The organism is Allobosea sp. P2_B12, assembly GCF_056404835.1.
The window spans coordinates 66,984-90,131 of sequence record NZ_JBFUDG010000016.1 but is presented as its reverse complement, the minus strand read 5'-3'; the positions used below and the strand labels follow the sequence as shown (position 1 = coordinate 90,131).

Here is a 23,148-nt window from a genome sequence, read left to right as displayed (position 1 = left end):
CAACCGCTTCATCTCCGACGGCATCAGGCCCGCATACTTCTTACGCCAGTTATAGAACGTCGCGTCCGAAATCCCGGCTTTCCGACAGACCTCTGCGATCGGCACGCCACTCTCAGCCTGCTTCAAAACGAACGCGATCTGCGCCTCGGTGAACTTCGATGCCTTCATGGAACTCTCCTCGTCCCGATCCCGGGATCATAAGTGGAAAATTCCAGTTCGGACTGGCCGAGTTTTCGGGGAGCACGTCACTTTGTAAGGTCGTCTCGACCGTGCCGTCGGCGCGGACGAAGATGACATCATGGCCCATCGCTTCCACCAGAGGCAGGCCCTTCTGCGCTCCCATCACCAACAGGGCCGTAGCCCAAGCGTCGGCCTCTAGGCATGTTCCCGCCAGCACCGTGACGGAAGCGAGCCCGTTCTCCAGCGGCAGGCCGCTCCTTGGGTCCATGGTGTGAGACATGGTTCGCCCGCCGATATCGCGATAGTGCCGGTAGTTGCCCGAGGTCGCGACGGCGCGGTTCTCGAGTTCGATGACGCCCATGGCCTCGCGCACGCCACGAACCGGGCGCTCATGGGCGACGGCCCAGGGCGATCCGTCGGGCTTGACGCCGGCCGCACGCATCTCACCGTCTATACCGACCAGCCATGCGGGGATGGCGAACTGGCGCATGACCCGCGCCATCTTGTCGACGGCAAAGCCCTTGGCGATCCCGGAAAGATCGAGCGCGAGGGGCGCGTGCTTGCGCGCCCGGCGCAGGTGCGGATCGAGTTCGAGAGCCTCTGCCGTGATCGCGGGTTTCGACACGACAGGGCCTTCCGGAAGGCTGTCTTCGGGGGTCGGTCTGGCTCCGAAGCCCCAGGCGCCGACGAGATCGCCGACGCCGATGTCGAAGGCGCCCCGCGACTGCTGGCCGATCCGCAGGGATGCCTGCAGGACGAACATGAGTTCTGCGGGAACCGGCACCCAGATGTCACTGGCCGCGTCATTGAGCCGGTTCAGATCCGATTCCGGCTTCCAGGTTGACATCTGGCGGTCGACCCGATTGACGCTCGCCTGCAGGGCGGCCGCGAGCGTCGTCTCGTCGAGATCGCCAGGGGCGAAGAAGACCGCCGAATAGCGCGTGCCCATCGTCGATCCGCTGAGGCTGCGACGCTGCAGCGCCGGGGGCTCAGTAGACATCTTCGAGATAGAGCCCGCTCGCCCTCAGGGCCATCGTGCTCAGTCCCATCGGGGCCAGGCTCGCGTCGAGCGCCTGGGAGACGCCCTCGGCCATGTCGCGCCCGCCACAGACCATGATCTGGGCACCGCGCCGCAGCAGCGCGGCGAGTTGCTGCGCATCGGTCGCCAGCTTGTCCTGCACATAGCCGCCGTCCGTGACGCGCGAGAAAACGGCGTTCAGCGCGGTCAGGCGCCCGTCGGCCATGCAGGAGGCGAGGTCGTCGCGGTAGAGGAAGTCGGAGGCCGGGGAACGCCCGCCCCAATAGAGATGCGCCTCGCGACGCGACCGGTTGGCGCGCAGGAAGCCCATCAACGGCGCGATACCAGCCCCGGCGCCGATCAGGATCAGCGGGGCCGCGCTGGAATTGGGCTTGAAGGCCGGGTTCAACTTGATGAAGGCGTCGATCGCCCCGCCGAGCGGCAGGTCGTTGAGGAAGCCGGAGCAGAGGCCGCCGGGCTGCTTGCGCACGCAGATATCGAGGACGCCCTCGCGGGAGGAGGAGGCGAGCGAGTAGTAACGCGGCACGGTGCTGCCCGGTGGGAGGATGCCGACGAGGTCGCCGGCATCGAACGGCGGAAGCGATACCGGGAACAGGCGCCTCCAGAAGGGGCGGGCGATCGTGGCTTCCGGCAGGCGGAAGGTCAGGATGGCGGTCGGGGCCTGGACCTCGGCGCCGTAGTCCACACGCTTCACCAGTTCGAGCGCCGTGGTCTTCGGCCGTTCCGCAATATGGGCGAGCGTGAGCCCGTGCCCGAGCGCGGTCCCAAGCTTGTCGCCCCAGAGCGCAAAGGATTGGGCCGATTGGCGGTCGATGCGGTCGGTCTCGATCAGAGCCGGCCAGCCTTCGCTGGCAAGGGCTGCGCTGACATCATCGGCGAACCGGCAGAATTTCGGGAAGCTGCGGTCGCCGAAGCCGAGCACGGCGACGGGCAGCTTCAACGCGCTGCGATCGAGTCTGGCGAGGAAGCCGCTGGCGCTCGCGGGCGCCGTGCCGTCGCCATAGGTCGCGGTCAGGATCAGCATCCGCGCGGCTTTCGGATAGGCGGGCGCCAACGCGCTCATCGGCGCCGCATGAACCTTGTGCCCCGCCTGCGTCAGCGCTGCGTGCAGCGTCTTCGCAAAGCCCCAGGTGCTGTTGCCTTCGCTGCCGACCAGGATGATCGTATCGGCTGCGGCGGCCGGGCTGTTGCCGGCAATGCGGGGCAGCTGCCGGCGGCGCTGCCACCAGATCATCGCGCCGGTGACCGCAAAGACCGGCACCGCCAGGGCCGACAACCCCAGCAGCAGGCCCAGCGGCCACAGGCCCTGGCCAGTGTGGAGCCTATAGATGAGCTCGTAGAGCTGTCGGGCGGTAGAATGCGGCTGGAAGGACAGCGCCTCGCCGGTGGCGGCATCGATCTGCGTGACGCCGGCGGCAGTGGTCAGCCGATAGGTGTCGGTCGGATCCGCCGCATAGGGAAAGGCGAGTTCGCGCAGATCGGCGAGGTCGATCGCCTTGAGCGCCGCGAGGCTGCCGACGGATGCGCGTTCGCCACCGCTCCCCGAAGATGTCGCCGCCGGATCGGCCGAGCCGTCGGGGATCAGCTCGAAACTGGTCAGCGACAGGAAGCAACCCGTCATCGCCGTCAGCAGCAACCCGACGATGGCGAGGCGCCCGGCCTGCGCATGCCAGCGCTGGCGGGCACTGCCGCGGATCGGCTTCAGCAGCGCGGGCCAGCCGCCCAGCCGCGCAGCCAGCATCATGGCGCCGGTGATGGTGAGCACCACCATCACCAACGCGCCAAAGCCCGCTGCGACGCGGCCGGCCGTGCCCAGCAGGAGCGAGCGATGCAGGTTGGTGACGAAGCGGATGGTCGCGGATGGCGAATGCGGCCCGACGACACGACCCGTGGCGGGATCGACCAGATCGGCGCCGGCCTTGTCGCCCTCGAAATAGCTGACGACGACCGAGCCGGAGGCGGTTTTGACGATCTTGTCGATCTCGGCATGCTGCGCTTTCGCGGCTTCCGCCAGAGCCGCGACGCTCATCGTCCCCGTGGCGACCGAAGGCGCCGCGAACCGTTCCAGTGCGGGCTGGACGGAGAGGATCGCGCCGGTCAGCGCCAGCACGGCGACGAGCAGCGCGGCGACGAGGCCGGGCAGGGAGTGGATCTGGCGCAGCATGGTGAAGCGTCCGTACCGATCACATGTCGAAGGTCAGGGACTTCACATAACCGCGCCCTGAGATGGGCTTGCCCGCGCCGGACGTCGTCAGCGGCGCAACCACATCGCCGGGAACGTCGTTTTCGTTCTCGACGGCGCTGTCGACGCGGATCTGGTAGCCGGCGTCGATGAGCGCGTCGGCGATCTCGACGCTGACCGAGAGCGACTGCCCGCTGCCGACGCTGGCGCCGGTCGTGCCGTCGATCTTGCCACCCGAGAGCCGGTTCCAGGCGCTGAGATGCTTGTGGTATTTGGCCTTGCCGCCGGCGATCCTGACGGTCTTGTGGAGCTTGCCCTGCGGATCGGTGATGTAGACCGCGAGATAGGCGCCGTCGCCGCCGTAGGGCTTCAACGTCGTCGTGATGCGGACGGGCCGCGCCTCGGCGACAGCGCTCTGCGCGATGACGCCGGCAAGGCCGAGCGCCAGGGCGCGTGCGAGATGTCTCATGGCAACTCTCCAGATTGCGGAAGCGATGCGAGGAGAGATGCGCCGCGAAGCTGACAACGACCTGAAGACAGCGGCGAAAGGCGTTCAGCCGACCGTCAGCTTGGCCGCAGGAAGTTGCACGGCGACCTCAAGCCCGTCGGCCTGCCCCGATGCGGGCGAGACGAAGGCGATCTCGCCGCCGACACCGCGCGTGATCGCCTGCACGATCGACAGGCCCAGCCCCGCGCCATCGGCCGTGGTCGCGCCTCGCACGAAACGCTGTGTCATCCCGGCGAGAATCTCCGGTGTCAGAATCGGTCCGGGACTGATGACGCTGAAGCGCCCGTTATCGGTCAGCACGACACGCACCGGCCGGCTGCCATCGCCATGCTTGAGCGCGTTCTCGATCAGATTGCGCGCCAGGATCGCGAAGGCGTCCATATCCAGCGTCGAGACGAACCGGCCCGCCTGCGGCAGCGCGACCTCGACCGCGCCCTCGGCCGACAGGTCGTCGAGGACAAGGCGCAGCGCCGGCACGAGGTCTTGCGGCGTTTCGCCGATCAGGCTGGCGCCCTCGGCCCGGGCGAGCTGGAGCAGCTTTTCGGACAGACGCGCCAGCCTTTTGAGCGCGATCTCGATCTCGACCGTCCGGGCGCGGGCGGCGCCTTCGGGCAGCTCGGCCCTGAGACGCTGCGTCTGCGCCAGCGCGGCCGCGACCGGGGTGCGCAGTTCATGGGCGCTGTTGGCGGTGAAGCTGCGCTCGGCGTCGAGCGCCCGGCGCAGCCGCGCCATCAGGGCGTTCAAAGCCTCCGCCACCGGAGCGATTTCCGACGGCAGATGTGCGCCGGACACTGGCGCTAGATGACCGCTGCCGCGCGCCTCGATCTCGCGCCTGAACGCCGCGACCGGGCGCAGGGTGATGGCGACCAGAACCCAGGTCCCGGCGATGCCGAGCGGCAGCAGCAGGATCAGCGGCCAGGCGAGCATCTTGATCGCATCGCGAACCGCCTTCTGGCGATGGCCGGGGCGCTCGGCTGCCGTAACGATGATGGTGCCGCTGACGGCGACCTCGGTATAGATTCGCGAGCTTGGCCCGTCGCTGAAACCATGCGCCGGGTTCGGTGGAAACTGCGCCGGGGCGGCATCATGAGACGCCAGCAACCGGCGTCCCGTCGCATCGCGCACGATATAGGTGATGTATTCGCGATGTGCGCCGACCGAGGCGACCTGTTGCAGATCGGGCCCCGCATCCGCCTCGCGGTTGAGAATTTCGAGATAGGCCAGCGGCAGTACCCGCTGCACGACCTCCTGCAAGGCGCTGTCGAAGACCTCGTCGATCTCCCGGCGCAGCAGCAGGCCCGCAGCCACCGTCGCCAGGAGCCACAGGGCCATGACCCCGCCCGTCAGCGCCAGCGCGAGCCGGCGCTGCAGGCTGCCTTTGGGCGGCCAGGCGACGCGCATCACGGCCGGCTCTTCCCGGTTCCCGCCAGGGTGGCGGCGCCCAGCCGATACCCCATGCCGCGCACGGTCTCGATCACCTCTGCACCGAGCTTCTTGCGCAGGCGCCCGACATAGACCTCGATCGTGTTGCTCTCGACCTCGGAGTCGAAGGTGTAGAGCCGCTCTTCGAGCAGCGCCTTGGAGAAAAGCATCGTCGGGCGTTGAATGAAGGCGTCGAACAGGGCCCATTCGCGCGCGGTCAGGGAGACGGAGCGGCCGTCCCTGACGATGCTGCGCGCTGCCAGATCCAAGGTCAGACCGCTGATCTGCATGAGCGGGTTCGGGTTGCCGCCATAGCGCCGCGCGACGGCGCCCAGGCGCGCCGACAGTTCCGCCAGATCGAAGGGCTTGACCAGATAGTCGTCGGCGCCGGCATTGAGCCCCGCGATCCGGTCGGAGACTTGGTCGCGCGCCGTCAGGATGATCACCGCGGTCGTGTCGCCGGCCTGTCGCTGGCTGCGCAGGAAATCGAGACCGCGCCCATCGGGCAGCATCAAATCGAGCAGGATTAGGTCGTAGCGCGCCAGACGGACAAAGTCGCCCGCCTCGGCCAGCCGCTTCGCCCAATCGACGCTGTGCCCGTCGGCTGCGACCTGGTCGCGCACGGCAGATCCCAGGATCGGGTCGTCCTCGATGAGTAGCACGCGCATGTCGGGAGCAGCCTCCAGAACGGATCACCCGCTTATGGCATGAAGCTGACATCCCACTGAACGCCATTGCGTCGGTCATTCAGGTGAGCGTCAGCTTGGCATGGTTGAAAGCGCCATCGCCGCCTTGCGCGGAGGAGACATCCCATGAAGCCCATCCTGACCATCACGGCGCTGACGATCCTCGTCGGGCTTGCCGCTCCCGCACTCGCCGGTCAGCGCTGTTCGGCGCCCATGGCGGAGTGGAAGCCGCGCGAGGCGCTGGTCGAAAAGCTGCTCGCCGAAGGCTGGACCATCCGCCGGATCAAGACCGACGATGGCTGCTACAAGGTCCGTGGCATCGACGCCGAGGGGCGACGCATCAAGGCGAAGTTCGACCCTGCCACACTGGAGCGCGTGGCGCGGGACGGCGACGACGACTGACGTCTCACTGACCTCTCATCGGACAAGACAGGTCGTCTTGGTCCATGGTGCCAGCCGGGGACGGCTCCCGCCTCCGGCGAACCGGAAGGACCGACACCATGCACCCGCTCCACCGCGAGAACCATCTGGTCGATCGGATCGGCTGGCTGCGGGCCGCCGTGCTCGGCGCCAATGACGGCATCATCTCGACGGCGAGCCTCGTCGTCGGCGTCGCGGCCGCCGCCAAGAGCGCCGACGAGGTGATGGTCGCGGGCGTGGCCGGGCTCGTCGCCGGCGCAATGTCGATGGCGGCGGGCGAATACGTCTCCGTCAGCTCGCAGTCCGACACCGAGCAGGCCGACATGGGCCGCGAGCGCCGCGAACTCGCCGAGCAGCCCGAGGCCGAACTCGCGGAATTGACACAGATCTATGTCGATCGCGGCGTCGAGCCGGGCCTGGCCCGGCAAGTCGCCGAACAAATGACGGTGAAGGACGCCTTCGCGGCGCATGCGCGCGACGAACTGGGCCTCGCGGGTCACACCATCGCGCGCCCCGTCCAGGCGGCCTTGACCTCGGCTGCCACCTTCGCGGTCGGCGCCGCCATTCCCCTGGCGATCGCCGTCACGGCTCCCGCTGGCTCGATCAGCTGGGCAGTCTCGGGCGGCTCGCTGATCTGCTTGGCCCTGCTGGGCGCCCTCGGCGCCCGCATCGGCGGCGCCGACATGGGCAAACCGACGATCCGCGTCACGTTCTGGGGCGCCTTCGCCATGGCCGCGACCTGGGGAATCGGCGCGCTCGTCGGGCATGCTGTTTGACCAGCCATCTATGGGACAGTTGGTGTTGAGCGATGCTGGTGCTGCGTTGCCTCGCATGCTCCCGATGGGAGGCGGCATCCCTCAGCAGCAGATCGCGCTGAGCGCGCTCACGTCTTGCGCCAACAACTGACGTTGAGACGTCGCCCAAAAGCTGACGTAACAATAGCTCATCGCCGATCAAATGTCGGCCGCGATGCCTCGCAGGAAAAGCTCGACGGCTGATGCCACCATCCGGTCGATCTCCGGCCAATGAGGCGTGTCCTCGACGCGAAACAGCAGGCGGGTGCGTGTCGTGGCAATGACCAGCGAGGCATAGTGCCAAGCCGCGAGATCACAATCCGTGCAATCGATCTCTCCGGCATCGGCGCGCTCCTGGAGGAAGGTGGCCAGTGCCTTGTGAGCCATCTCTGGCCCCTGCTCGAAGTATCGCCGGCTTACGGATGGAAAGCGCAGCGCTTCGCCGACGCAGAGGCGGTGCAGCGCCACGACCTCGGGCGCCAGCACAGCGCGTGAATAGTGATGGGCGTGATTGCGCAAGACCTCCGCGATCGGCAGACCGCGCGCATCCTCGCTGACCAGCGGCGCGATCAGCCGAGCGCAAGCGGTTTCGAGGATATGCAGGAACAGCCGCTCCTTGTCGCCGAAATGGGCGTAGATCGTCGGCTTCGAAACACGGGCGCGGCGCGCGATCTCGTCGATGCTGACGCCGGCAAAGCCGTGCGCGACGAACAGGTCCTTGGCGACCCTCGCCACACGTTCGCGCGGCGAGTTCGCCACGCGCTTTGGCTTGATCGGAGCGCGTGCGATCATGCCGCGGCAGCGCCGCTGTGCCTGGCGATGAAGCCGATCACAGCCGCATCGAACTCGCGCGGCTTCTCGATGTTCACGAGATGACCGGCGCCGGGAATGATTGTCAGCTCGGCTCCAGGGATCATGCCGGCGATCTCGCGCGCCATCTCGGGCGTGGTCAGCCGGTCCTCGCCGCCGCAAATGACATGCGTCGGCACCGCGATCTCCCCGAGTTTGTCATGGGTATCGGTACGCACTGTCGACTCGATGCTCTTGATGTAACTCGCCTTGTGCAGACGGGTCATGCTGTCGATCAACTTGTCGAGAGCCTCCTGGCTGGCATTGGCGCTGACCAGCGTCTTCGCCACGGGTCCTGCGATGTCCCTGGGCTCGCCGCCACTGACCAGAGGCTCCTTCCTCAGACGGATGAACTCGGCCTTCTTCTCCTCGCTGAAATGCGAAAAACCGCGATGCGTGTCGCAGAGCGAGAGCGTGAGGACGCGCTCGGAATAGGTCTCCATGAAATCCATGGCGATGCGCCCGCCCATGGATAGGCCGACTATATGGGCCTTCGCGGCGCCGAAATGGTCGAGCACGCGGGCCAGATCATGCGAGAAATCGCGGAAGATCAGGTCGCCCTCGTAGTCGTCGCTCTCGCCATAGCCCCGCGCGTCCCAGGCGACGGCGTGGAAATGTTCGGCGAAGGCGGGCAGGTTGTCGTGCCAGTTGCGCTTGTTGCCGCCAATGCCGTGCATGAAGACGACGAGCTCGCCCTCGCCGGCGTGATCGACGGCAATGAAGGGCGCAGGGCCGATGCGGGTCGTGGTCCAGGCTGTCATGAGGTTCCTCCCTGATTGCGCGAATAGGCCTGCGCCAGCGGACGCAGCAGCAGCCGGTCCAGCGCGAAGACGATGACGACGATGACGAGGCAGATGGCGAAGACCATCGCTGCGTTGGCGTTGGACTGCGCCTGAACGAGCAGGTAGCCGAGCCCGGTCTGGGCTCCGAAGAGCTCGGCGACGAGCGCGATCTTCCACGCGATCCCCGTCGCCACGCGCAGACCGGCGATCAGGAACGGCGCGAGCAGCGGCAGCGTGACCTTGGTGAAACTGCGCCAGCGCCTCCGTGTAAAACTGCGGCCCATCTCCTCCAGTTCGCGGTCGATCTGCCGGAACCCCTCGAGCACGGCGATGAGGCAGAAGGGCAGCACGATCGCGACTTGGATGAAGATGACGGTGCCGTTCGAGACGCCGAACCACATCACGCCGAGGATTGCCCAGCCGACGCCAGGAAACGAGTTCAGCACGAGCAGGATACGCGCCTCCAGCACCAGCGCGAAGAGCTCGGAGCCCCGCGCCGCCAGCCCGAGGCCGATCGCCAGTGCCATGGTGAGCACCAGCGCCGCCATGATCCGGGCGAAGCTGACGCCGACATGGATGAGCAGCGAGGGTTCGACCAGAAGGGTCACGAAGGTCCGCAGGACATCCCAGGGCCCGGGCAGAACAAAGGCCGGCAGGCCCCGTGCCGTCGACCACCACAGCAGCACGAAAAGCAGGATCGCGCCCTCGGCAAGCCCACGCGACATCAGTCCGGCCGTGCCGGAACGAACGGCTTGCGGTTCAGCCATGGCGATAACGTCGATCGAGCCGGCGCTGCAGCGGCCGAAATAGCACCGTCTCCGTCAGCGCCACGAACAGGATGATGAAGACGATCACGGCGAAGATCGTCTCGGTGTCGAATTCCTGCCGCGCTGTGTTGAGCAGGTAGCCGACGCCGACATTGCCGCCGAAGAGCTCGGCCGTCAGCACGACCTTCCAGGCGACGCCGAAGCCGGTCCGCAGCGCGGCGAAGACGTAAGGCACGAGCATCGGGACGATCAGCGTCCGGATCGGCGGCAGCCGGCTGCGCGTCAGGCTGCGACCAAGCTCGACGAGTTCGCGATCGAGTTCGTTCAGGCCGGTTCGGATGTTGATGGTCGTGAAGGGCGTTAGGATCAGCGTGACCGCGAAGACGACGGTGATGCTGTTGATCCCAAACCAGAGGATGGCGAGGAAAAGCCAGCCGATCCCCGAAAAGGCATTGAGGAACGGGGTCAGCCGCGCATCAATCAGCAGGCGCAGCACCGGCAGGGCATGAGCGGCGACCGCAAGCGCTCCTCCGATCAGAAAGGAGAGCATGAGCGCCGCCGCGACATGGCCGAGCGATGCCATGAGTTGCACGGTCAGCGTGGGATCCGTCAGGAATTGCGCCATGCGCTGCAGCACGGGCCAGGGGCCCGGCAGCAGATAGGCCGGCACCAGCTGCGCATAGCCCCACCAGGTCAACACGAAAACCACGGTGAAGCCGTGCAGAACAACGTCACGTCGTATCAGGCGCCACAGGCCCGGCACGGCTTCCCCCGGTGCGGACGAGGCAGGCATCAGCCGCGATTGACCTTCTGCCAGATCGCGTCGTTCATCGGCGGGAGCTTGGTCAGGATCCCCATTTCGACCGAACGCTTCCAGAGGATGTCGATCGCCTTCACGTCATCGGGCAGCAGCGTCACCGGAAACTCCGAGAAGCGCGTGAACCAGGCCTTGAAGAAGGCCGGGTCGGTCTGCGTCTCCTTGCCAACAGCGGCGAAGACCTCGTCCTGATTGGCAAGGGCGTAGTCCACCGAGGCGCGCAGCACGCGCAGGAACTCCTCGTAAAGCGCCGGCTGCGCGTCGAGCTTGTCGCCATAGCCCGCGAGAACGGCGGAGACCATGCGGACACCGAAGCGCTGCGTCATGTCGCCTGCCGTGCGCGCGATCGAGACGAACTCGCCCGTCTTCTGCGCATGGAATGCCTGGGCATGGATCAGCGTCGCCGCATCGACTCGGCCCGCCGCCAGAGCAGCCGGCATGGCAGGTGCCGGCATTTCGACGAGCTCGATATCGCCGCCGCGCTGGGCGACGTTGAAGCCGTGAACATCGGCGAGCGCGATGCGGATCAGTGTCGTCCCGGCCGAGCCGATCGCATAGATCGCGAGCTTCTTGCCCTTGAGATCGGCGGCAGCGCGGATCGGGCTGTCGCGTTTGACCCAGATGTCGGAGCCCTCGCCGGAGGTGTGGTAGCGCAGGCCGATACCGACGATGCGCAGGTCGAGCCCGCGCTCGCGGGCGCGCGGCACCGCGATGGCGGCCGTCTCGATCACGTCGTAGCTGCGTGCGGCCGTCGCCTGAATCAACGCCGCGATGTCGAGCGGTGTACTCTCGATGCGCAGGGTCGGAGACGATACCTTGCCATTCCGCAAGGCCCACAAAGCGGCTTCGTGCGACGGATCGGCGAGATAGCCGAACTTGATCGTCGTGACTTGCGCCTGCGCGTGCGACACGAGCGGCAACGACAGTCCGATGCCGAGTGCGGTTCGCCTCGTGAGAGCCTGCGTCATGCTGTGATCTCCTCGTGTTCGGGTTCGCCCATCTCGTGGAACAGAGCGGCCAGCTCGGTGCGCATGGCGCGCAACAACAGGTTGCTGTCGACGTCGCGTGGGCGCGGTTCGGCGATCTCCAAAGTCCGCGCCACCGTCGCGGGCTTGGGCCGCAGCACGACGATGCGGTCCGCCAGCATCAGCGCCTCGTCGATGTCGTGCGTGACGAAGACAACCGTCTTGCCGGAGCCTTGCCAGAGTTCGACGACCTGGCGGCGCAGACGCGTGCGGGTATTGGGATCGAGTGCCGAGAACGGTTCGTCCATCAGGATGATGTCGGGATCAATCGCGAAGGCCCGAGCGATGGCGACGCGTTGCTTTTCGCCCCCGGACAGCGCTGCCGGTAGCTTGTGTCCGTCTTGTCCGAGGCCGACGCGCCGCATCTGCAGCAGCGCACGATCCTGGCGCTCGGCGATGGACATCGCCGGCATCCGCAGTTCGAGCCCGAACGCCGCGTTCTCGAGCGCGCTCTTCCATGGCAGCAGCCGCGGCGACTGGAAAACATAGGCCATCTGGTTCCAGGCCTGGGACGGCCGCAGGCCCTTGATCCGGATGTGACCGCCCGAATGAGGCATGAGGTCGCCCATGAGCCGCAACGCGGTTGACTTGCCGCAGCCCGACGGGCCCAGAAGGCAGAGGAACTCTCCCGCCGCGACCTCGAAGCTCAGATCCTCATAGATCGTGGCACCAGCAATACGCAGCGCGACACTATCGAACGAGATCGCCGCAGAAAGCATCGGACTGCCCCGACTTTACTAAACCGTATCGTATAAAAGATGCTGGTCGTCCGGCTGTCAAGACGATTGCCGAGAGGCACTCGGTTACGCGATCAGGACTTCGCCGGGCAAAATCCCGCCCGTGTGCCGTTCTGCCGGCAGGGATCAGTAGGGCGGCGGCAGCCCGGACTTTCTGACCTCAAAAGCCAAACGGCTTTGGCCCGGGAAGGCCGGATCCTGATAAAAAAGTAGTCTCGGCATTGCGGCTCTCGCCGTGCGATCCTGAACAGCGCCAAAAGCGGACTCTGGGTCGCAGCCCGAAAGCAGACTTTATCGAGCCGCTGAACTGACTGGCGCTCAGGCGCCGAATTAATGCCTCCTGCTCACCCAGAGAAGCATATCGACGGCCCCTGAACTCTAGAGCAGCATTCCTTCGTCCGGAATCGTGTCCCACTGCAGGTTCCTCGCCGACTTAGGTCGAAGCCCTGGATCCGCGAACTCTACTTCTTGAAAGAAGCAGGAGTGTGGCCCTCATCGAAAGGTTGCACGTTCCCATTTTCGTTCTGGGTCGCTCCCAGGAGCGCATCGACTGGATCGCCGCCGCGGAAACCGGCTTGCGCCAGGATCTCGTCGATGATCGGCTTCTGCGCGCCGAAGCTGAGCAACTGGCTGCTGAGATCGGAGATCGGGCTCTGGCCGCCTTGCCCGGCCGAGCCGCTGCTCATCGCGCCGAGCAGGTTGCCGGCGCTGAAGATCCTGATGTCCGAGATCTTCTCGATCGGCTTCATCGCCTGCTCGAGTGCCTCGGGGATGATCGCGATGCGCTGCTTCGTCAGTTCGAAATCGACCATCTGCGGCGACAGCGCGTTGCGGGCTTCGTTCAGGGCGCGTTCGCGCTTCGCCTCGGCCTCGCCGAGTTCGATGATGCCGCCGGCCTTGATCTTGTTGGCGTCGGCCTCGGCGGTCGCCTGGGTGAGCCGCGCCTGGGCGAGGTTGTCGGCGGCTTCGCGCTCGGCCTGGGCGTTCACCGTGATGCGGGTGGCGTCGCGCTCGGCCTCGCGGCGGGCGTCGATCACCGCGATCTGCTTGGCGCGCTCGGCGATCTCGACGGCACGCGCCGTCTCGACCTGTTCCTCGGCTGTCACGGCATCGGCCTTGGCGGATTCCGCTTTGGCCTTGGCCTGGGACTCGGCCTCGCTCTTTTCGGCGATGGCGATGGCCGCGTCGATGCGCGCGGTCTCGGTCGCCCGCTTCGCCAGCGCCTCGCTCTCAGCAATGCCCTGCTCGGCCTCGATCCGGGCGGTGGCGGTGGCCTGCTTGGCCTCGGCCTCGCTCTTGGCGATGCCGCGCTCGGCATCGAGACGCGCGGTCTCCTCGGAGAGGCGGGCGGTCTGCTCGGCACGCGCCTTCTCGGCCCTCGTCTCGGCGGTCTTGTTGGCGATGTCGCGCTCCTGGCTGAGCTCGGCGTCGCGCTGCTCGCGCTGGATCGTCAGGCGCTGGAGCGCAGCCTCGCGGTCCTTGGCCGCGATCGTGACCTCGGTCTCGCGCAGGACGTCGTTGCGTTCGCGCCGGCGCGTCTCGGTGATCCGGGTCAGCGCGGTCAGGCCCTCGGCGTCAAAGGTGTTGTGCTCGTTGAAATGCTTGATGTCGGTCTGGTCGAGCCGCGTCAGCGACACGGTTTCGAGCTCCAGCCCGTTCGATTGCAGATCGGCGGCGACAGCCTCCTGCACCGATTTGACGAACTCGGCGCGCTTCTCCTGCAGATCCTTCAGCGTCATCGTGGCGGCAACCGAGCGGAGCGCATCGACGAACTTGGCCTCGACGAGCTTGCGCAGCAGATCGGCGTCGTTGGTGCGGTCGCCCAGCGTCTGGGCAGCGAGCGCGATGTTCTCCTCGTCGGGCTTCACCCGGACATAAAACTCGGCCGTGATGTCGGCGCGCATGCGGTCTGCCGTGATCAGGGACTCGGCTTCCGAGCGCTGGACCTCGAGGCGCAGCGTGCTGAGCTGGACCCAGGCATAGGAGTGAAAGATCGGCAGGATCAGCGAACCGCCGTCGAGCACGACGCGCTTGCCGCCGAGGCCGGTACGGACATAGGCCTTGTCGCGCGTCGAGCGGGTGTAGAGCGAGGCCATCACCACGCCGATGCCGACGATGAGCGCGATCACGGTTCCGGCGATGGTAAGAATCGAAACGTAGTTCATGGCCGTGTCGCCCCCCGCCCAGATGAATGATCCGCGCCCAGCTCGGCCGGCGCGGGAATGGCTTCGAAGACACCGTTCGCTCGATCGACGATCAAAACGGTGCCACCCTGCGCAATGACGTGATCGCCTGCGCCCTTCGTTTGAAGGACGTGGATGTTACCATGGCGATCCCGAACGCGGACCCGCCCCGGCTTGCCCTGATCGAGCGGACCGAGCACGACCGTTCCAGTCAGGCCGATGAATTCGGCCTGACTGACGGCTGAGGTCTCCTCGCGGGGAATGATGCGGGCGGTCCAGCGCGACAATGTCCGCGTCGCGGGCGCAGCCAGCGCCAGTGCGCCAAGGCTCGCGACGAGGGTGGGCAGCATTGTGAAAACCGCCTGCGCGACGCCCTGGATCGCGAAGCCCGCGATGGCGAAGCAGGCCAGCCAGATCATGATCAGCACCAGCAGCGGCACGCCGCCGGCATTGAGCCATGACATCCAGGCGCCGAGCAGGCCGTGCTCGGCATGGGCTTCGACCGCATGTCCCGGCAGGCCGTGATCGACGAGCGACGAGACCGACATCCCGACCAGCATCGCGACGAGCTCGACGGCAACGAGGCCGACGAGGATCAGCGCCGCGATCGCGAAGGGATAAGTACCGGTTCCCGCAAGCGCATCCATCAGCCACGGTTTCCCTTATAGCTGTCGAGGCGATCCTGTATCGCCTTCTCGCGTTGCAGGCGAGCCAGTTCCTCGACCTCGGATGCTGCCGTCGCCGGGCGGCCCGGCACCCCCGTGACCCGTTCGATCGCACCCAGCGAGCGGGCCAGCCTGTTCTCGTTGCGGACGGAGGCGCTTTCGCCCTCGGTTCCGTCCTGCGCACCCTTGCTCTTCTTCAGCGCATTGAGGCGCGCGACGGCGTCCTGCCGCGCCGAAGCGACGGCCTGGAGCGCCTTGCCGGCCTCCTCGATCCGGTCGGAGACCTCGGCCAGCGCGGTTTCCAGCGCCGAACGCTGTGCCTCAAGGTCGATCTGCAAGCCGACGACCGGCTTGACCAGATCTTCGCGCCCGCTGGCGAGCCCGGTTTCGATCTTGCCGGCAAGGTCGTCGATCTCGTCGTTGATCTCGGCGATCTTGGCCTTGATGCGATGCTCCTCGGCGCGCGCCTTGCCGGCGCTCGCCCGGGCTTCGTCCGCGACGGCGTCGATCTCGCGGATCGACTGCTCGACGGTGGCGGTGGCGTTTGCGCCTTCGAGCGTGTCGGCCGCGCCATGGGCGAGGCCGGCGATGACGCGTCCGATGCGCGACAGGATTCCTTCGGTGGCCATGCTGGTCTCCTTGGGTTTGGTGACGGCGGCGATGCCGACGAGGATCAGGGTCTCGCCATCTCTGAGAACGAGCCTGGCCTCGGCGTGGTCGAACCAGCCAGGATCGTAGCCGGTTACGGCATAGGGGATCAGTCTGCGCCCCTCGACGGTGGCGAGGCTCAGATGCGTCGGGCTCTTGATCGCATAGAGCCGCCCGTCGAGCGGCAGGGTCTCGATCGCACCCCCGGCCTGACGGCTGGCGTGATCGCGCAGGCCCAGCGTGACAAGCCGCGCCGGCAAGCGGGTCCTTTCGCGGATCGGTGCATAAGCCTGGTCGTGCAGGGCAACGAGATTGGAGCTCGCTCCGCGTTCGCGCTCGAGCTCGTCGAGCACGTCCATCATCACGCCATAGTCGTCGAGCGTGGCGCGGATGGCGCTGTCGTCCTCGGGCGAGGGCGCCAGCGTGTAGCTCATGGTTGATTGGAAGCGTGCGCTCATCCCAAAGATATAAAGCACGTCATTTGTGCTTTCAAGGGTTGAAGCGCTGCCCGTGTTCAGATGAGGCGTGGCGCGGTCGCGACAGGCAGGCTCAACTCGAACATCGCGCCCTTGCCAGCTGCTCGCAGCACAATCGAACCGCCATGGGACTTCAACATGGACTGGACGATGCCGAGCCCCATGCCGGTACCGCCGCTCTCGCGCCGCGTCGTGAAAAAGGGATCAAAGATCTTCGTACGGTTGTTGTCGGATATACCTTCGCCGTCATCCGAGACCGCGACGATTAGGCGATCCTGCGCGACATCCGGGCTGATCCGCAGATGACGGGCGTGATGGCGCGCCGCGTTGTCGGCAAGGTGCGACAGAACGATGACCGCGTTCTCCTGCGACATCGCGATCGGCACGGCGCCATCGCCCAAGATGGCAATGGAGAGCGACGGGAACGCGTCCCGTACCTGCAAGACGACGAGATCGAGCGTCGTCGTTCCGGCTGTGGCAGGGTTGTCGGCTTCCGCAAGATCGCGCAATCGCGCGAGCAACAGCGTCAGGCGCTGCGTGTCGCCGAGGATGTTGCCCAGGAAGCGCAGCGTCTGTTCGTCTGTCATCGGAGGGCCCGACAGCCTGGCGTCTTTCAGCAGTTCGGCCGCGCCATGAATCGCGGTGATCGGTGATTTCAACTCATGCGAAACATGGGCCGCAAAGGTGCTGATATAGGTCGAGCGTTCCGAGAGCCGCTCCGCCATCGTGATGAAGCTCTGCGACAAGCTGGCGATCTCGCGTGTGCCATGGTGCTTCATAGGGGTAGCGGCAGGCCCGTCACGGCCCATGGAGAGCGCCTGAGCGGCCAGATCGTGGATCGGCCTCGTGATCGTTCGCGAGAACAGGAAGCCGATCAAGGCCGTCGCCACGATGATGCTGGCCGCCGCGAGCGCGACCTTCCTGCGTTCGCTGAAGAGATGCTTGAAGACGTTGCTCGGCGTGCGGGAGGCATAGACGACGCCTGCGACCTTGTCGCCGAGAACGGCCGGCATCGCGACAAAGACCCTGATTCCGGTGCCGCGGCTCATCGAATAGACAGGCGGGGCCGGGGAGTTGGAAATGCGCACGCGCATGGCGTTGCCATAGCGTCCTTCGAGCGCCGCTCGCACTTCCTCGATATGCGCCAGCGAACGTCCCACTTCGTCACGCCCGCCGACGACAACGCCATTGGAATCGAGCAACCGAAACCCGGCCAGAGTGACGTCCTGCGTTGCCGCGGCAATGCCGGCCAACCGGCTTCCGATCGCCTGAACGGCAGCAGCGGGGGCGATGTCCGAGTCGCGCGCGGCCGGGCGCCGGGGCAGGACCTCATCGCCTGCGAGATCGAGTGTCGGCTCGATGGGGTGATATTCGCCCACCGGCGTCCGGCGCGCCTGGCCGGCCGCCGGGATCGGCCGTGCGATGGATAGGGCCGCCGGCGTCTCTGCGACGTCGCGGGCGAAGATCGCCGCGATAACCGTGGTCTGCGCGATCAACTCGGCCTCTGTCTGGCGGATCAGCTGGTTCTCGTAGAGCCGGAAGAAGAACAGCCCGATCAGCGGCAGTGCCATCACCGTCGCCAGCACGACGAAGACGATCATGCTCAAGGTCGGGCGCCACTTCTGCCGGATTCGGGCCGGCATCAAGCGGACGCCATGCAGTCGCCGAGACGGAAGCCGACGCCGTGCACCGTTTCGATCACAGTGTCGCAGCCCGCGGCGGCGGATTTGGCGCGGATGTTTCGAATGTGGCTGTCGATCGTACGGTCGGAGACATGGACCTTGCCGTCATAGGCCGCCTGCATCAGGCGCTCGCGAGCGAACACGACACGCGGGCGGCCCGCCATCGCCTGCAAGATGGCGAACTCCAGACCCGTCAGCCCCAGATCGCGCTCGCCCAGCATCGCCGCATGGCGCTCGACATCGATGGTCAGATGCCCATGCCGCAAGACGGAGCCGGGCGTGGGTGGGAGTGGTTGCCTCCGGCGCAGAATGATCTTGATGCGCGCGACCAGTTCGCGCGGGCTGAACGGCTTGGTGACATAGTCGTCGCCGCCGATCTCCAGACCCAGGACGCGATCGATCTCGTCGGAGCGCGCCGACAGGAACAGGATCGGTATCTCGGAGACTTTTCGGAGGCGGCGGCAGACCTCGAGCCCGTCCAGTTCGGGCATACCGATGTCGAGCACGACGAGGTCGGGGCGGAAGGTCTCGGCCTGAGCGAGGGCCTCTAGGCCGCTTCTGCCGATCTGCGTCACCATTCCAGCATGCTCCAGGGCGAAGCAGATCACGTCCCTGATATGGGGTTCGTCATCGACGACGAGAATGCGATGGGGCAAGGTCACGGTTCGCCGGGCGCCGGTCTTTCGGCAGGAGAGGGCGAAGGCATATCATCGCGCGCTGTCGCCAGATAGCGCCAGAGTCGCTCCTGGCGGAAGGTCCAGGAACGCCAGTCATATCGACGAGCCTGAGCGCGCAACGCCAGGAGATCGCGGCGGACACGCACACGCTGCACGACGATATCGTCGCCGTCGTTTAGGCCGGACAACCAGCCCTGCGCGATGAAGCGATCCAGCGCCGGGATCGCCTGCGGCCCGAGGCGGTACAGATAATGGACATCCAGCTTCACGCCCTGCCCCGAGATCTGCCGAGAATGATCGACATTGTAGTGCGCGATGATCGAGGCGAAATTCGTCAGGCTGCAGGCATAGAGAACGATCCCCGCCGCGGCCAGGTTCGCCCGGATCAGCCAGCCGTTGGAATATCCAAGCGCGATGCGGACCACGATCAGCGTCAGGCCGATGGCGACGACCATCATCCAGATGAAGGCGGCGACCCGCAACAGCGTCAGGGAATACACCGCGACGTAGAGATCCAGCCGCAGGATCGACGAGATAACCAGCAGGACATTCTGCGCGATCCAGAAATAGACCAGCCGGCGAATAGACCTGCTGCGCTCCGCAGTCGATCCCGGCCGGATCGCCTCGACGACGAAGGCGGCGGCCAGGAGCGCCGTCACGATCAGGGGATAGGCGCCGCGATGGGCGTAAACCGCATAGCTCATCCCATCGGGAAGGGTAACGCCGCCCCAGAGATAGGCCAGGTCCATCGCGCTTTGCAGCACAAAGAGCAGGTTGAACACGATCAGCGAGCGCAGGATCGCCGCGTCTGACAGAAATGTCGCGCGCAGTCGGCCCAGGGCATCGGCGGGGGCGAGAACGACCGGCGCCGTTTTGGCGACGCGTCGGCGCCGGGTGACATAAAGCAGCGGCGCGGTCAGCATGATGATGCCGAGCCAAAGCCCGATCCGGCTCGCGCTGATGCCGTGCAGGAGCGTGGCCGGATCGACTGTCGCGAGCCAGCGGTCGACCAGCGGGTTGGCCGCAGAGAACAGCATCACGAAGACGCCGCCGAGCAGTAGCGGGACGGTCCAAGCGCCAAGGCCGACCAGTGATACGACCGAGCGGCTGCTCTGCGGCAAGATGCGAACGCCGCGCCGGGCTGTGCGCACCGCGCGCCACGGCCCTACGAGATAGAGATCGACGACGGCCAACATCCTGTCGGTCAGCGATCCGGCCCAGCGTCCCTCTGCCATCAGCACGAAAGCGCCGAGGCCGGCCGCTGCAAAGGCGAGCGACAAGACATTGACCGCCTCAGCCAGTGGAACCAGCGTTATGAACAGCAGGAGCGCGGCCCTGAGAATGTCGCGACGGTGTGTCGTCCGTGCACTGGCGATCCTGGCCGCGACACCGGTGGCGAGTGCGAACATCACGGCCGAGATGCCCATGCGATGTGCGTGGAAGAACCAATCGGCCAGGATGACGAGAACGACGCTCGCCACGGCAACGCGCAGGAAGCGACTCGGGTGGGAAGTGCGCGGAGGCTGTGCGGCGGCGAGGCTGGTCATGGGCATCGGGCCTTGCTGAAGGAGAAGGTGAAGGCGGGTCGATCGGCCGCCACAGGCGAACTGCCTGGCAGTCGGGTGGGCTCGCTCGCCGCGGCGGGAGAGAGAACGAGCCACCAGCCATCCTTGACGAGGCTGTCGGGCAGAAGCGGTCGGCTGGTACGGGGCGGCTTGTTCGGCTGTGTCATGCAGCCTGGATAGCGCGACGGCGTGCAGGCCAAGCCACGCGGAACGCGCAGAGTTTCAGGCTTTTTGTGCAGATTTTCAGCAGTTGCCATCCGATCGAGCCGTTTAGTGCGTCGGATGTTTGTACTCTCGGCTGTGAAGTCGGGCGCCCAATTGGAATTTCGGGCTAGCTGCAGAAAGCGTGTTTATGGACGAGTTCGGCCACATCAACACGTCGCGCGACCAACACCCGCTCGATAGCTAGAGTCGTCTCGCAGCGCCATCAAGCATGCGACCCAGGAGAATGCCGAGCCCGTAAGCCATTAAGTTCCAGAGTGAGAAGACACGCCCCAGCAGCAGAGCACCTGGCATCGTCAACCTGAATGCGTCGAGCCACGGTGTGTGAAAGAGACGAAACAACTCAACGCCGACAGCGATCAGCGCTGCCAATAATGCGAGTTGAGAACCCGGCCGCTGCACGGCGACGACGGCCAACAGCAGATAGACCATCGTGCCCCAGAGCAACGATCCGCCGTACTTTACCAGGAGGAACGGCAATCCGAACCCAGGTCCATACCGCCTCAATAGCAGTCCTGAAGCGATGACAACCGCGACGAGAGACAAGGTCACAAAGCGCGATCTCGCGCCGGCCTCAAGCATAATTTGAGCCCCGAAACGGCACGAAAGATTATAGTCCGACGACCGCGTCATGGCCGGATCGAGAAGAGTAATCAAGCCACGTTGAGCGCCGGCCCTGCGCGAACCATCGACAGGTCATACCCGTGCCCTAGCCGCTTCGCCGCGCTGGTTGGGGCACCAAGAAGCTCAGGCTGCCATCGCGATCTGACGCCGCGCTCGCCTGGACCGCGAGCATGTCCTCGAAATCCTCGGGAAGCAGGTATTAAAGCTCGGCAACTTCCCGCGGGGGCTATCGCGGGGGAGTTCATGGCGATCTGCGAATGGGCTCGATGTTGTCGTCATGCCATTCATCGGACAACTGACCCGGAAAGTCCACGATCCGACTCTTTGATTGCATGAAACAGGCTGCCTCGAGGCAGCCAGGCGCCACTTCCAGACTTTGGGACAATGCCTAAGAGCTGACGCTAAATGATTGCCCGCAAGCTGATGTTGCAGTTGCCAGGAAGCGTCGCGCCTGATGAGCGGCAACGGATCGGCGTCTTTGGTTCGTCTGGAGAGGCATCAGCCGGACTGAGGCTATCTTGCGCCTCGATGAGCTCGACCGTCCTCCGATATCGCGCGGCAATAGAAATACTGTCAGCGTTTCGCGCGTGGGCAGCGGCCATGATCTGCCGATTTTTGAGCACCACGTTGCACGCAATACGAAATGGACCGGGCGACGCAGCCGGGACCAACGGCTAGCCGTAGCGACACAAACAACCAAACTTCAATACAGAACCTTACATACATCACTTGACTCGCGGCTTCCTTCCGGCACTATTGCGCCAGTTCCCGCCGGAGCTTTTCATGAGCGTGCAGCCTTCTTCCGCGTCGAGACCGCCGCTGCCCGAGACGCTGGCCGCGGAGCTGGCCGCGCGGCTCGGCAGCCGGTTCTCCCGACGCCCGGCCGATCTCGATGCCCATGGACGGGGCGAGTCCTATCATCCTACGCAACCGCCCCAGGCCGTCTGCCACGTCACCGGAACGGACGAGGTCGCTGCGGTGGTTACGCTGTGCGCGGCCCATCGCGTGCCGGTCATCCCCTTCGGCGCTGGCACCTCGCTGGAAGGCCATGTCACGGCGCCTCATGGCGGCGTCTGCATCGACCTCGGAGGGATGAACCGCATCGTGGCGGTGCGGGCCGGCGATCTTGACGCGACGGTCGAGGCTGGCGTCACGCGCCAGCAGCTCAATGCGCATCTGCGTGACCAGGGCTTGTTCTTCCCCGTCGATCCCGGCGCCGAGTGCACGCTCGGCGGCATGGCGGCGACGCGCGCCTCAGGCACCAACGCGGTGCGCTACGGCACGATGCGCGAGAACGTCGTCTCGCTGACCGCGGTGATGGCGGATGGCACCATCGTGCGCACCGGTGGGCGGGCGCGCAAATCCTCGGCCGGCTACGATCTGACCCGTCTACTCGTCGGATCGGAGGGCACGCTCGGCATCATCACCGAACTGACCTTGCGCCTCTATGGCATTCCCGAGGTGGTCTCTGCCGCGACCTGCACTTTTCCCGACATCGCTTCCGCCGTCGACGCGGTCATCATGGCGATCCAGTGCGGCATCCCGGTCGCGCGCGCCGAACTGCTCGATGCCCGAACGATCCAGGCCGTGAACCGCCATTTCAAGGCGGCGTTCGCCGAGGCGCCAACCCTGTTCTTCGAGTTCCATGGCACGCCGAAGGGCGTGGAGGAGGAGGCGCGCCAGGTCCAGGACATCGTCGCGGCCTCAGGCGGCGCCGATTTCCAATGGGCGAGCGGGCATGAGGAGGCGAACCGGCTCTGGCATGTCCGGCACAACGTCCACTACGCCGTGCAGAGCATGCGGCCGAGCGCGCAGGTCTGGAGTACGGATGTCTGCGTGCCGCTGTCCCAACTCACCGATCTCGTCCGCATCACGCAGGACGACGTGATGGCGGCGAGCTTCTTCATCTCGACCGTCGGCCATGTCGGAGACGGCAATTTCCATCTCGGCCTGATCGTCGATCCGCAGAACCCCAACGAGCTCGCCGAGGCGGCCGCGATCAACGACCGGCTGGTCAAGCGCGCGATCGCGCTCGACGGCACCGCCACAGGCGAGCACGGCGTGGGAGTGGGCAAGCGCAAGTTCATGGAGCTCGAGCACGGGACGGGCGTGGCGGTGATGCGCGCGCTCAAGCAGGCGCTCGATCCGCTCGGCATTCTCAACCCCGGAAAGGTGCTGCCCGACGCGTGATCTTCGAA

The 23,148-nt window shown here is 66.0% G+C and carries 22 protein-coding genes; 3 read left to right on the top strand and 19 right to left on the bottom strand.

The features are described from left to right. From AC1DYU_RS24840 to AC1DYU_RS24815, 6 genes are all read right to left on the bottom strand, one after another. Window positions 1-168 (bottom strand): transposase (locus tag AC1DYU_RS24840; protein ID WP_476793798.1); only part of this gene is annotated, 168 nt, incomplete at its 3' end. Continuing rightward, entirely contained in the window at window positions 113-1,129 is a 1,017-nt protein-coding gene (locus tag AC1DYU_RS24835) for an FAD:protein FMN transferase (RefSeq protein ID WP_476793956.1), read from the bottom strand. The genes AC1DYU_RS24840 and AC1DYU_RS24835, both read right to left, overlap by 56 nt. Before the next feature lie 40 nt (window positions 1,130-1,169). Next, complete coding sequence (locus AC1DYU_RS24830; protein WP_476793955.1) at window positions 1,170-3,383, bottom strand: PepSY domain-containing protein; 2,214 nt, start codon at window positions 3,381-3,383, stop codon at window positions 1,170-1,172. 19 nt (window positions 3,384-3,402) lie between these two features. Further along, the gene (locus AC1DYU_RS24825) at window positions 3,403-3,870 is read right to left on the bottom strand and encodes a DUF2271 domain-containing protein (protein WP_476793954.1); all 468 of its coding nucleotides are present in this window, start codon (window positions 3,868-3,870) and stop codon (window positions 3,403-3,405) included. 84 nt (window positions 3,871-3,954) lie between these two features. Continuing rightward, window positions 3,955-5,310 carry a sensor histidine kinase gene (locus tag AC1DYU_RS24820; protein WP_476793953.1) on the bottom strand — a complete coding sequence of 452 codons (1,356 nt, stop codon included), beginning with the start codon at window positions 5,308-5,310 and terminating at the stop codon, window positions 3,955-3,957. Beyond that, window positions 5,310-5,999: a response regulator gene (locus AC1DYU_RS24815; protein ID WP_476793952.1), complete on the bottom strand. Its 690-nt coding sequence runs from the start codon at window positions 5,997-5,999 to the stop codon at window positions 5,310-5,312. The genes AC1DYU_RS24820 and AC1DYU_RS24815 overlap by 1 nt, the downstream gene beginning before the upstream one ends. A gap of 144 nt (window positions 6,000-6,143) precedes the next feature. Here AC1DYU_RS24815 and AC1DYU_RS24810 point away from each other — a divergent pair, with 144 nt between their 5' ends. Next, window positions 6,144-6,419 (top strand): PepSY domain-containing protein, encoded by a 276-nt coding sequence (locus AC1DYU_RS24810; RefSeq protein WP_476793951.1) that lies wholly within the window; start codon window positions 6,144-6,146, stop codon window positions 6,417-6,419. Between the two features lie 98 nt (window positions 6,420-6,517). Continuing rightward, window positions 6,518-7,213, top strand: coding sequence for a VIT1/CCC1 transporter family protein (locus tag AC1DYU_RS24805; protein WP_476793950.1), 696 nt, complete (start codon window positions 6,518-6,520; stop codon window positions 7,211-7,213). 177 nt (window positions 7,214-7,390) lie between these two features. On the opposite strand, the gene AC1DYU_RS24800 is transcribed toward AC1DYU_RS24805, so the two are convergent. From AC1DYU_RS24800 to AC1DYU_RS24740, 13 genes are all read right to left on the bottom strand, one after another. Continuing rightward, a complete protein-coding gene (locus AC1DYU_RS24800; RefSeq protein ID WP_476793949.1) occupies window positions 7,391-8,023 on the bottom strand; it encodes a TetR/AcrR family transcriptional regulator in 633 nt (210 codons plus the stop codon). Then, window positions 8,020-8,841: an alpha/beta fold hydrolase gene (locus AC1DYU_RS24795; protein ID WP_476793948.1), complete on the bottom strand. Its 822-nt coding sequence runs from the start codon at window positions 8,839-8,841 to the stop codon at window positions 8,020-8,022. The genes AC1DYU_RS24800 and AC1DYU_RS24795 overlap by 4 nt, the downstream gene beginning before the upstream one ends. Then, window positions 8,838-9,629, bottom strand: coding sequence for an ABC transporter permease (locus AC1DYU_RS24790; protein ID WP_476793947.1), 792 nt, complete (start codon window positions 9,627-9,629; stop codon window positions 8,838-8,840). The genes AC1DYU_RS24795 and AC1DYU_RS24790 overlap by 4 nt, the downstream gene beginning before the upstream one ends. Next, the gene (locus tag AC1DYU_RS24785) at window positions 9,622-10,422 is read right to left on the bottom strand and encodes an ABC transporter permease (protein ID WP_476793946.1); all 801 of its coding nucleotides are present in this window, start codon (window positions 10,420-10,422) and stop codon (window positions 9,622-9,624) included. Before AC1DYU_RS24785 ends, AC1DYU_RS24790 begins: the two co-directional genes overlap by 8 nt. Further along, the gene (locus tag AC1DYU_RS24780) at window positions 10,422-11,414 is read right to left on the bottom strand and encodes an ABC transporter substrate-binding protein (protein WP_476793945.1); all 993 of its coding nucleotides are present in this window, start codon (window positions 11,412-11,414) and stop codon (window positions 10,422-10,424) included. Before AC1DYU_RS24780 ends, AC1DYU_RS24785 begins: the two co-directional genes overlap by 1 nt. Continuing rightward, entirely contained in the window at window positions 11,411-12,190 is a 780-nt protein-coding gene (locus AC1DYU_RS24775) for an ABC transporter ATP-binding protein (protein ID WP_476793944.1), read from the bottom strand. The genes AC1DYU_RS24780 and AC1DYU_RS24775 overlap by 4 nt, the downstream gene beginning before the upstream one ends. A gap of 479 nt (window positions 12,191-12,669) precedes the next feature. Continuing rightward, window positions 12,670-14,373 carry a flotillin family protein gene (locus tag AC1DYU_RS24770; protein WP_476793943.1) on the bottom strand — a complete coding sequence of 568 codons (1,704 nt, stop codon included), beginning with the start codon at window positions 14,371-14,373 and terminating at the stop codon, window positions 12,670-12,672. Then, a complete protein-coding gene (locus AC1DYU_RS24765) occupies window positions 14,370-15,038 on the bottom strand; it encodes an OB-fold-containig protein (RefSeq protein WP_476793942.1) in 669 nt (222 codons plus the stop codon). The genes AC1DYU_RS24770 and AC1DYU_RS24765 overlap by 4 nt, the downstream gene beginning before the upstream one ends. Then, window positions 15,038-16,138 (bottom strand): PspA/IM30 family protein, encoded by a 1,101-nt coding sequence (locus tag AC1DYU_RS24760; RefSeq protein WP_476793941.1) that lies wholly within the window; start codon window positions 16,136-16,138, stop codon window positions 15,038-15,040. Before AC1DYU_RS24760 ends, AC1DYU_RS24765 begins: the two co-directional genes overlap by 1 nt. Window positions 16,139-16,218: 80 nt before the next feature. Beyond that, window positions 16,219-17,781, bottom strand: a complete 1,563-nt coding sequence (locus AC1DYU_RS24755; RefSeq protein WP_476793960.1) for an ATP-binding protein — start codon at window positions 17,779-17,781, stop codon at window positions 16,219-16,221. Window positions 17,782-17,822: 41 nt separating this feature from the next. After that, a complete protein-coding gene (locus AC1DYU_RS24750; RefSeq protein WP_476793959.1) occupies window positions 17,823-18,518 on the bottom strand; it encodes a response regulator in 696 nt (231 codons plus the stop codon). Between the two features lie 2 nt (window positions 18,519-18,520). After that, the gene (locus tag AC1DYU_RS24745; protein ID WP_476793940.1) at window positions 18,521-20,092 is read right to left on the bottom strand and encodes a DUF4153 domain-containing protein; all 1,572 of its coding nucleotides are present in this window, start codon (window positions 20,090-20,092) and stop codon (window positions 18,521-18,523) included. Window positions 20,093-20,509: 417 nt separating this feature from the next. Beyond that, entirely contained in the window at window positions 20,510-20,959 is a 450-nt protein-coding gene (locus AC1DYU_RS24740) for a ribosomal maturation YjgA family protein (protein WP_476793939.1), read from the bottom strand. A 774-nt stretch (window positions 20,960-21,733) separates the two neighbouring features. Here AC1DYU_RS24740 and AC1DYU_RS24735 point away from each other — a divergent pair. Then, the gene (locus AC1DYU_RS24735; RefSeq protein WP_476793938.1) at window positions 21,734-23,140 is read left to right on the top strand and encodes an FAD-binding oxidoreductase; all 1,407 of its coding nucleotides are present in this window, start codon (window positions 21,734-21,736) and stop codon (window positions 23,138-23,140) included. The last annotated feature ends 8 nt before the right edge of the window (window positions 23,141-23,148 follow it).

What these genes read in the sequence shown, in the direction of transcription:
- AC1DYU_RS24785 (WP_476793946.1), bottom strand. Translation starts at nt 10,422, where the DNA reads ATGCCTGCCTCGTCCGCACCGGGGGAAGCCGTGCCGGGCCTGTGGCGC.
- AC1DYU_RS24825 (WP_476793954.1), bottom strand. Translation starts at nt 3,870, where the DNA reads ATGAGACATCTCGCACGCGCCCTGGCGCTCGGCCTTGCCGGCGTCATC.
- AC1DYU_RS24790 (WP_476793947.1), bottom strand. Translation starts at nt 9,629, where the DNA reads ATGGCTGAACCGCAAGCCGTTCGTTCCGGCACGGCCGGACTGATGTCG.
- AC1DYU_RS24745 (WP_476793940.1), bottom strand. Translation starts at nt 20,092, where the DNA reads ATGCCCATGACCAGCCTCGCCGCCGCACAGCCTCCGCGCACTTCCCAC.
- AC1DYU_RS24765 (WP_476793942.1), bottom strand. Translation starts at nt 15,038, where the DNA reads ATGGATGCGCTTGCGGGAACCGGTACTTATCCCTTCGCGATCGCGGCG.
- AC1DYU_RS24795 (WP_476793948.1), bottom strand. Translation starts at nt 8,841, where the DNA reads ATGACAGCCTGGACCACGACCCGCATCGGCCCTGCGCCCTTCATTGCC.
- AC1DYU_RS24810 (WP_476793951.1), top strand. Translation starts at nt 6,144, where the DNA reads ATGAAGCCCATCCTGACCATCACGGCGCTGACGATCCTCGTCGGGCTT.
- AC1DYU_RS24820 (WP_476793953.1), bottom strand. Translation starts at nt 5,310, where the DNA reads ATGCGCGTCGCCTGGCCGCCCAAAGGCAGCCTGCAGCGCCGGCTCGCG.
- AC1DYU_RS24800 (WP_476793949.1), bottom strand. Translation starts at nt 8,023, where the DNA reads ATGATCGCACGCGCTCCGATCAAGCCAAAGCGCGTGGCGAACTCGCCG.
- AC1DYU_RS24775 (WP_476793944.1), bottom strand. Translation starts at nt 12,190, where the DNA reads ATGCTTTCTGCGGCGATCTCGTTCGATAGTGTCGCGCTGCGTATTGCT.
- AC1DYU_RS24830 (WP_476793955.1), bottom strand. Translation starts at nt 3,383, where the DNA reads ATGCTGCGCCAGATCCACTCCCTGCCCGGCCTCGTCGCCGCGCTGCTC.
- AC1DYU_RS24815 (WP_476793952.1), bottom strand. Translation starts at nt 5,999, where the DNA reads ATGCGCGTGCTACTCATCGAGGACGACCCGATCCTGGGATCTGCCGTG.
- AC1DYU_RS24780 (WP_476793945.1), bottom strand. Translation starts at nt 11,414, where the DNA reads ATGACGCAGGCTCTCACGAGGCGAACCGCACTCGGCATCGGACTGTCG.
- AC1DYU_RS24755 (WP_476793960.1), bottom strand. Translation starts at nt 17,781, where the DNA reads ATGATCGTCTTCGTCGTGCTGGCGACGGTGATGGCACTGCCGCTGATC.
- AC1DYU_RS24805 (WP_476793950.1), top strand. Translation starts at nt 6,518, where the DNA reads ATGCACCCGCTCCACCGCGAGAACCATCTGGTCGATCGGATCGGCTGG.
- AC1DYU_RS24740 (WP_476793939.1), bottom strand. Translation starts at nt 20,959, where the DNA reads ATGACGCGGTCGTCGGACTATAATCTTTCGTGCCGTTTCGGGGCTCAA.
- AC1DYU_RS24735 (WP_476793938.1), top strand. Translation starts at nt 21,734, where the DNA reads ATGAGCGTGCAGCCTTCTTCCGCGTCGAGACCGCCGCTGCCCGAGACG.
- AC1DYU_RS24760 (WP_476793941.1), bottom strand. Translation starts at nt 16,138, where the DNA reads ATGAGCTACACGCTGGCGCCCTCGCCCGAGGACGACAGCGCCATCCGC.
- AC1DYU_RS24835 (WP_476793956.1), bottom strand. Translation starts at nt 1,129, where the DNA reads ATGGGCACGCGCTATTCGGCGGTCTTCTTCGCCCCTGGCGATCTCGAC.
- AC1DYU_RS24770 (WP_476793943.1), bottom strand. Translation starts at nt 14,373, where the DNA reads ATGAACTACGTTTCGATTCTTACCATCGCCGGAACCGTGATCGCGCTC.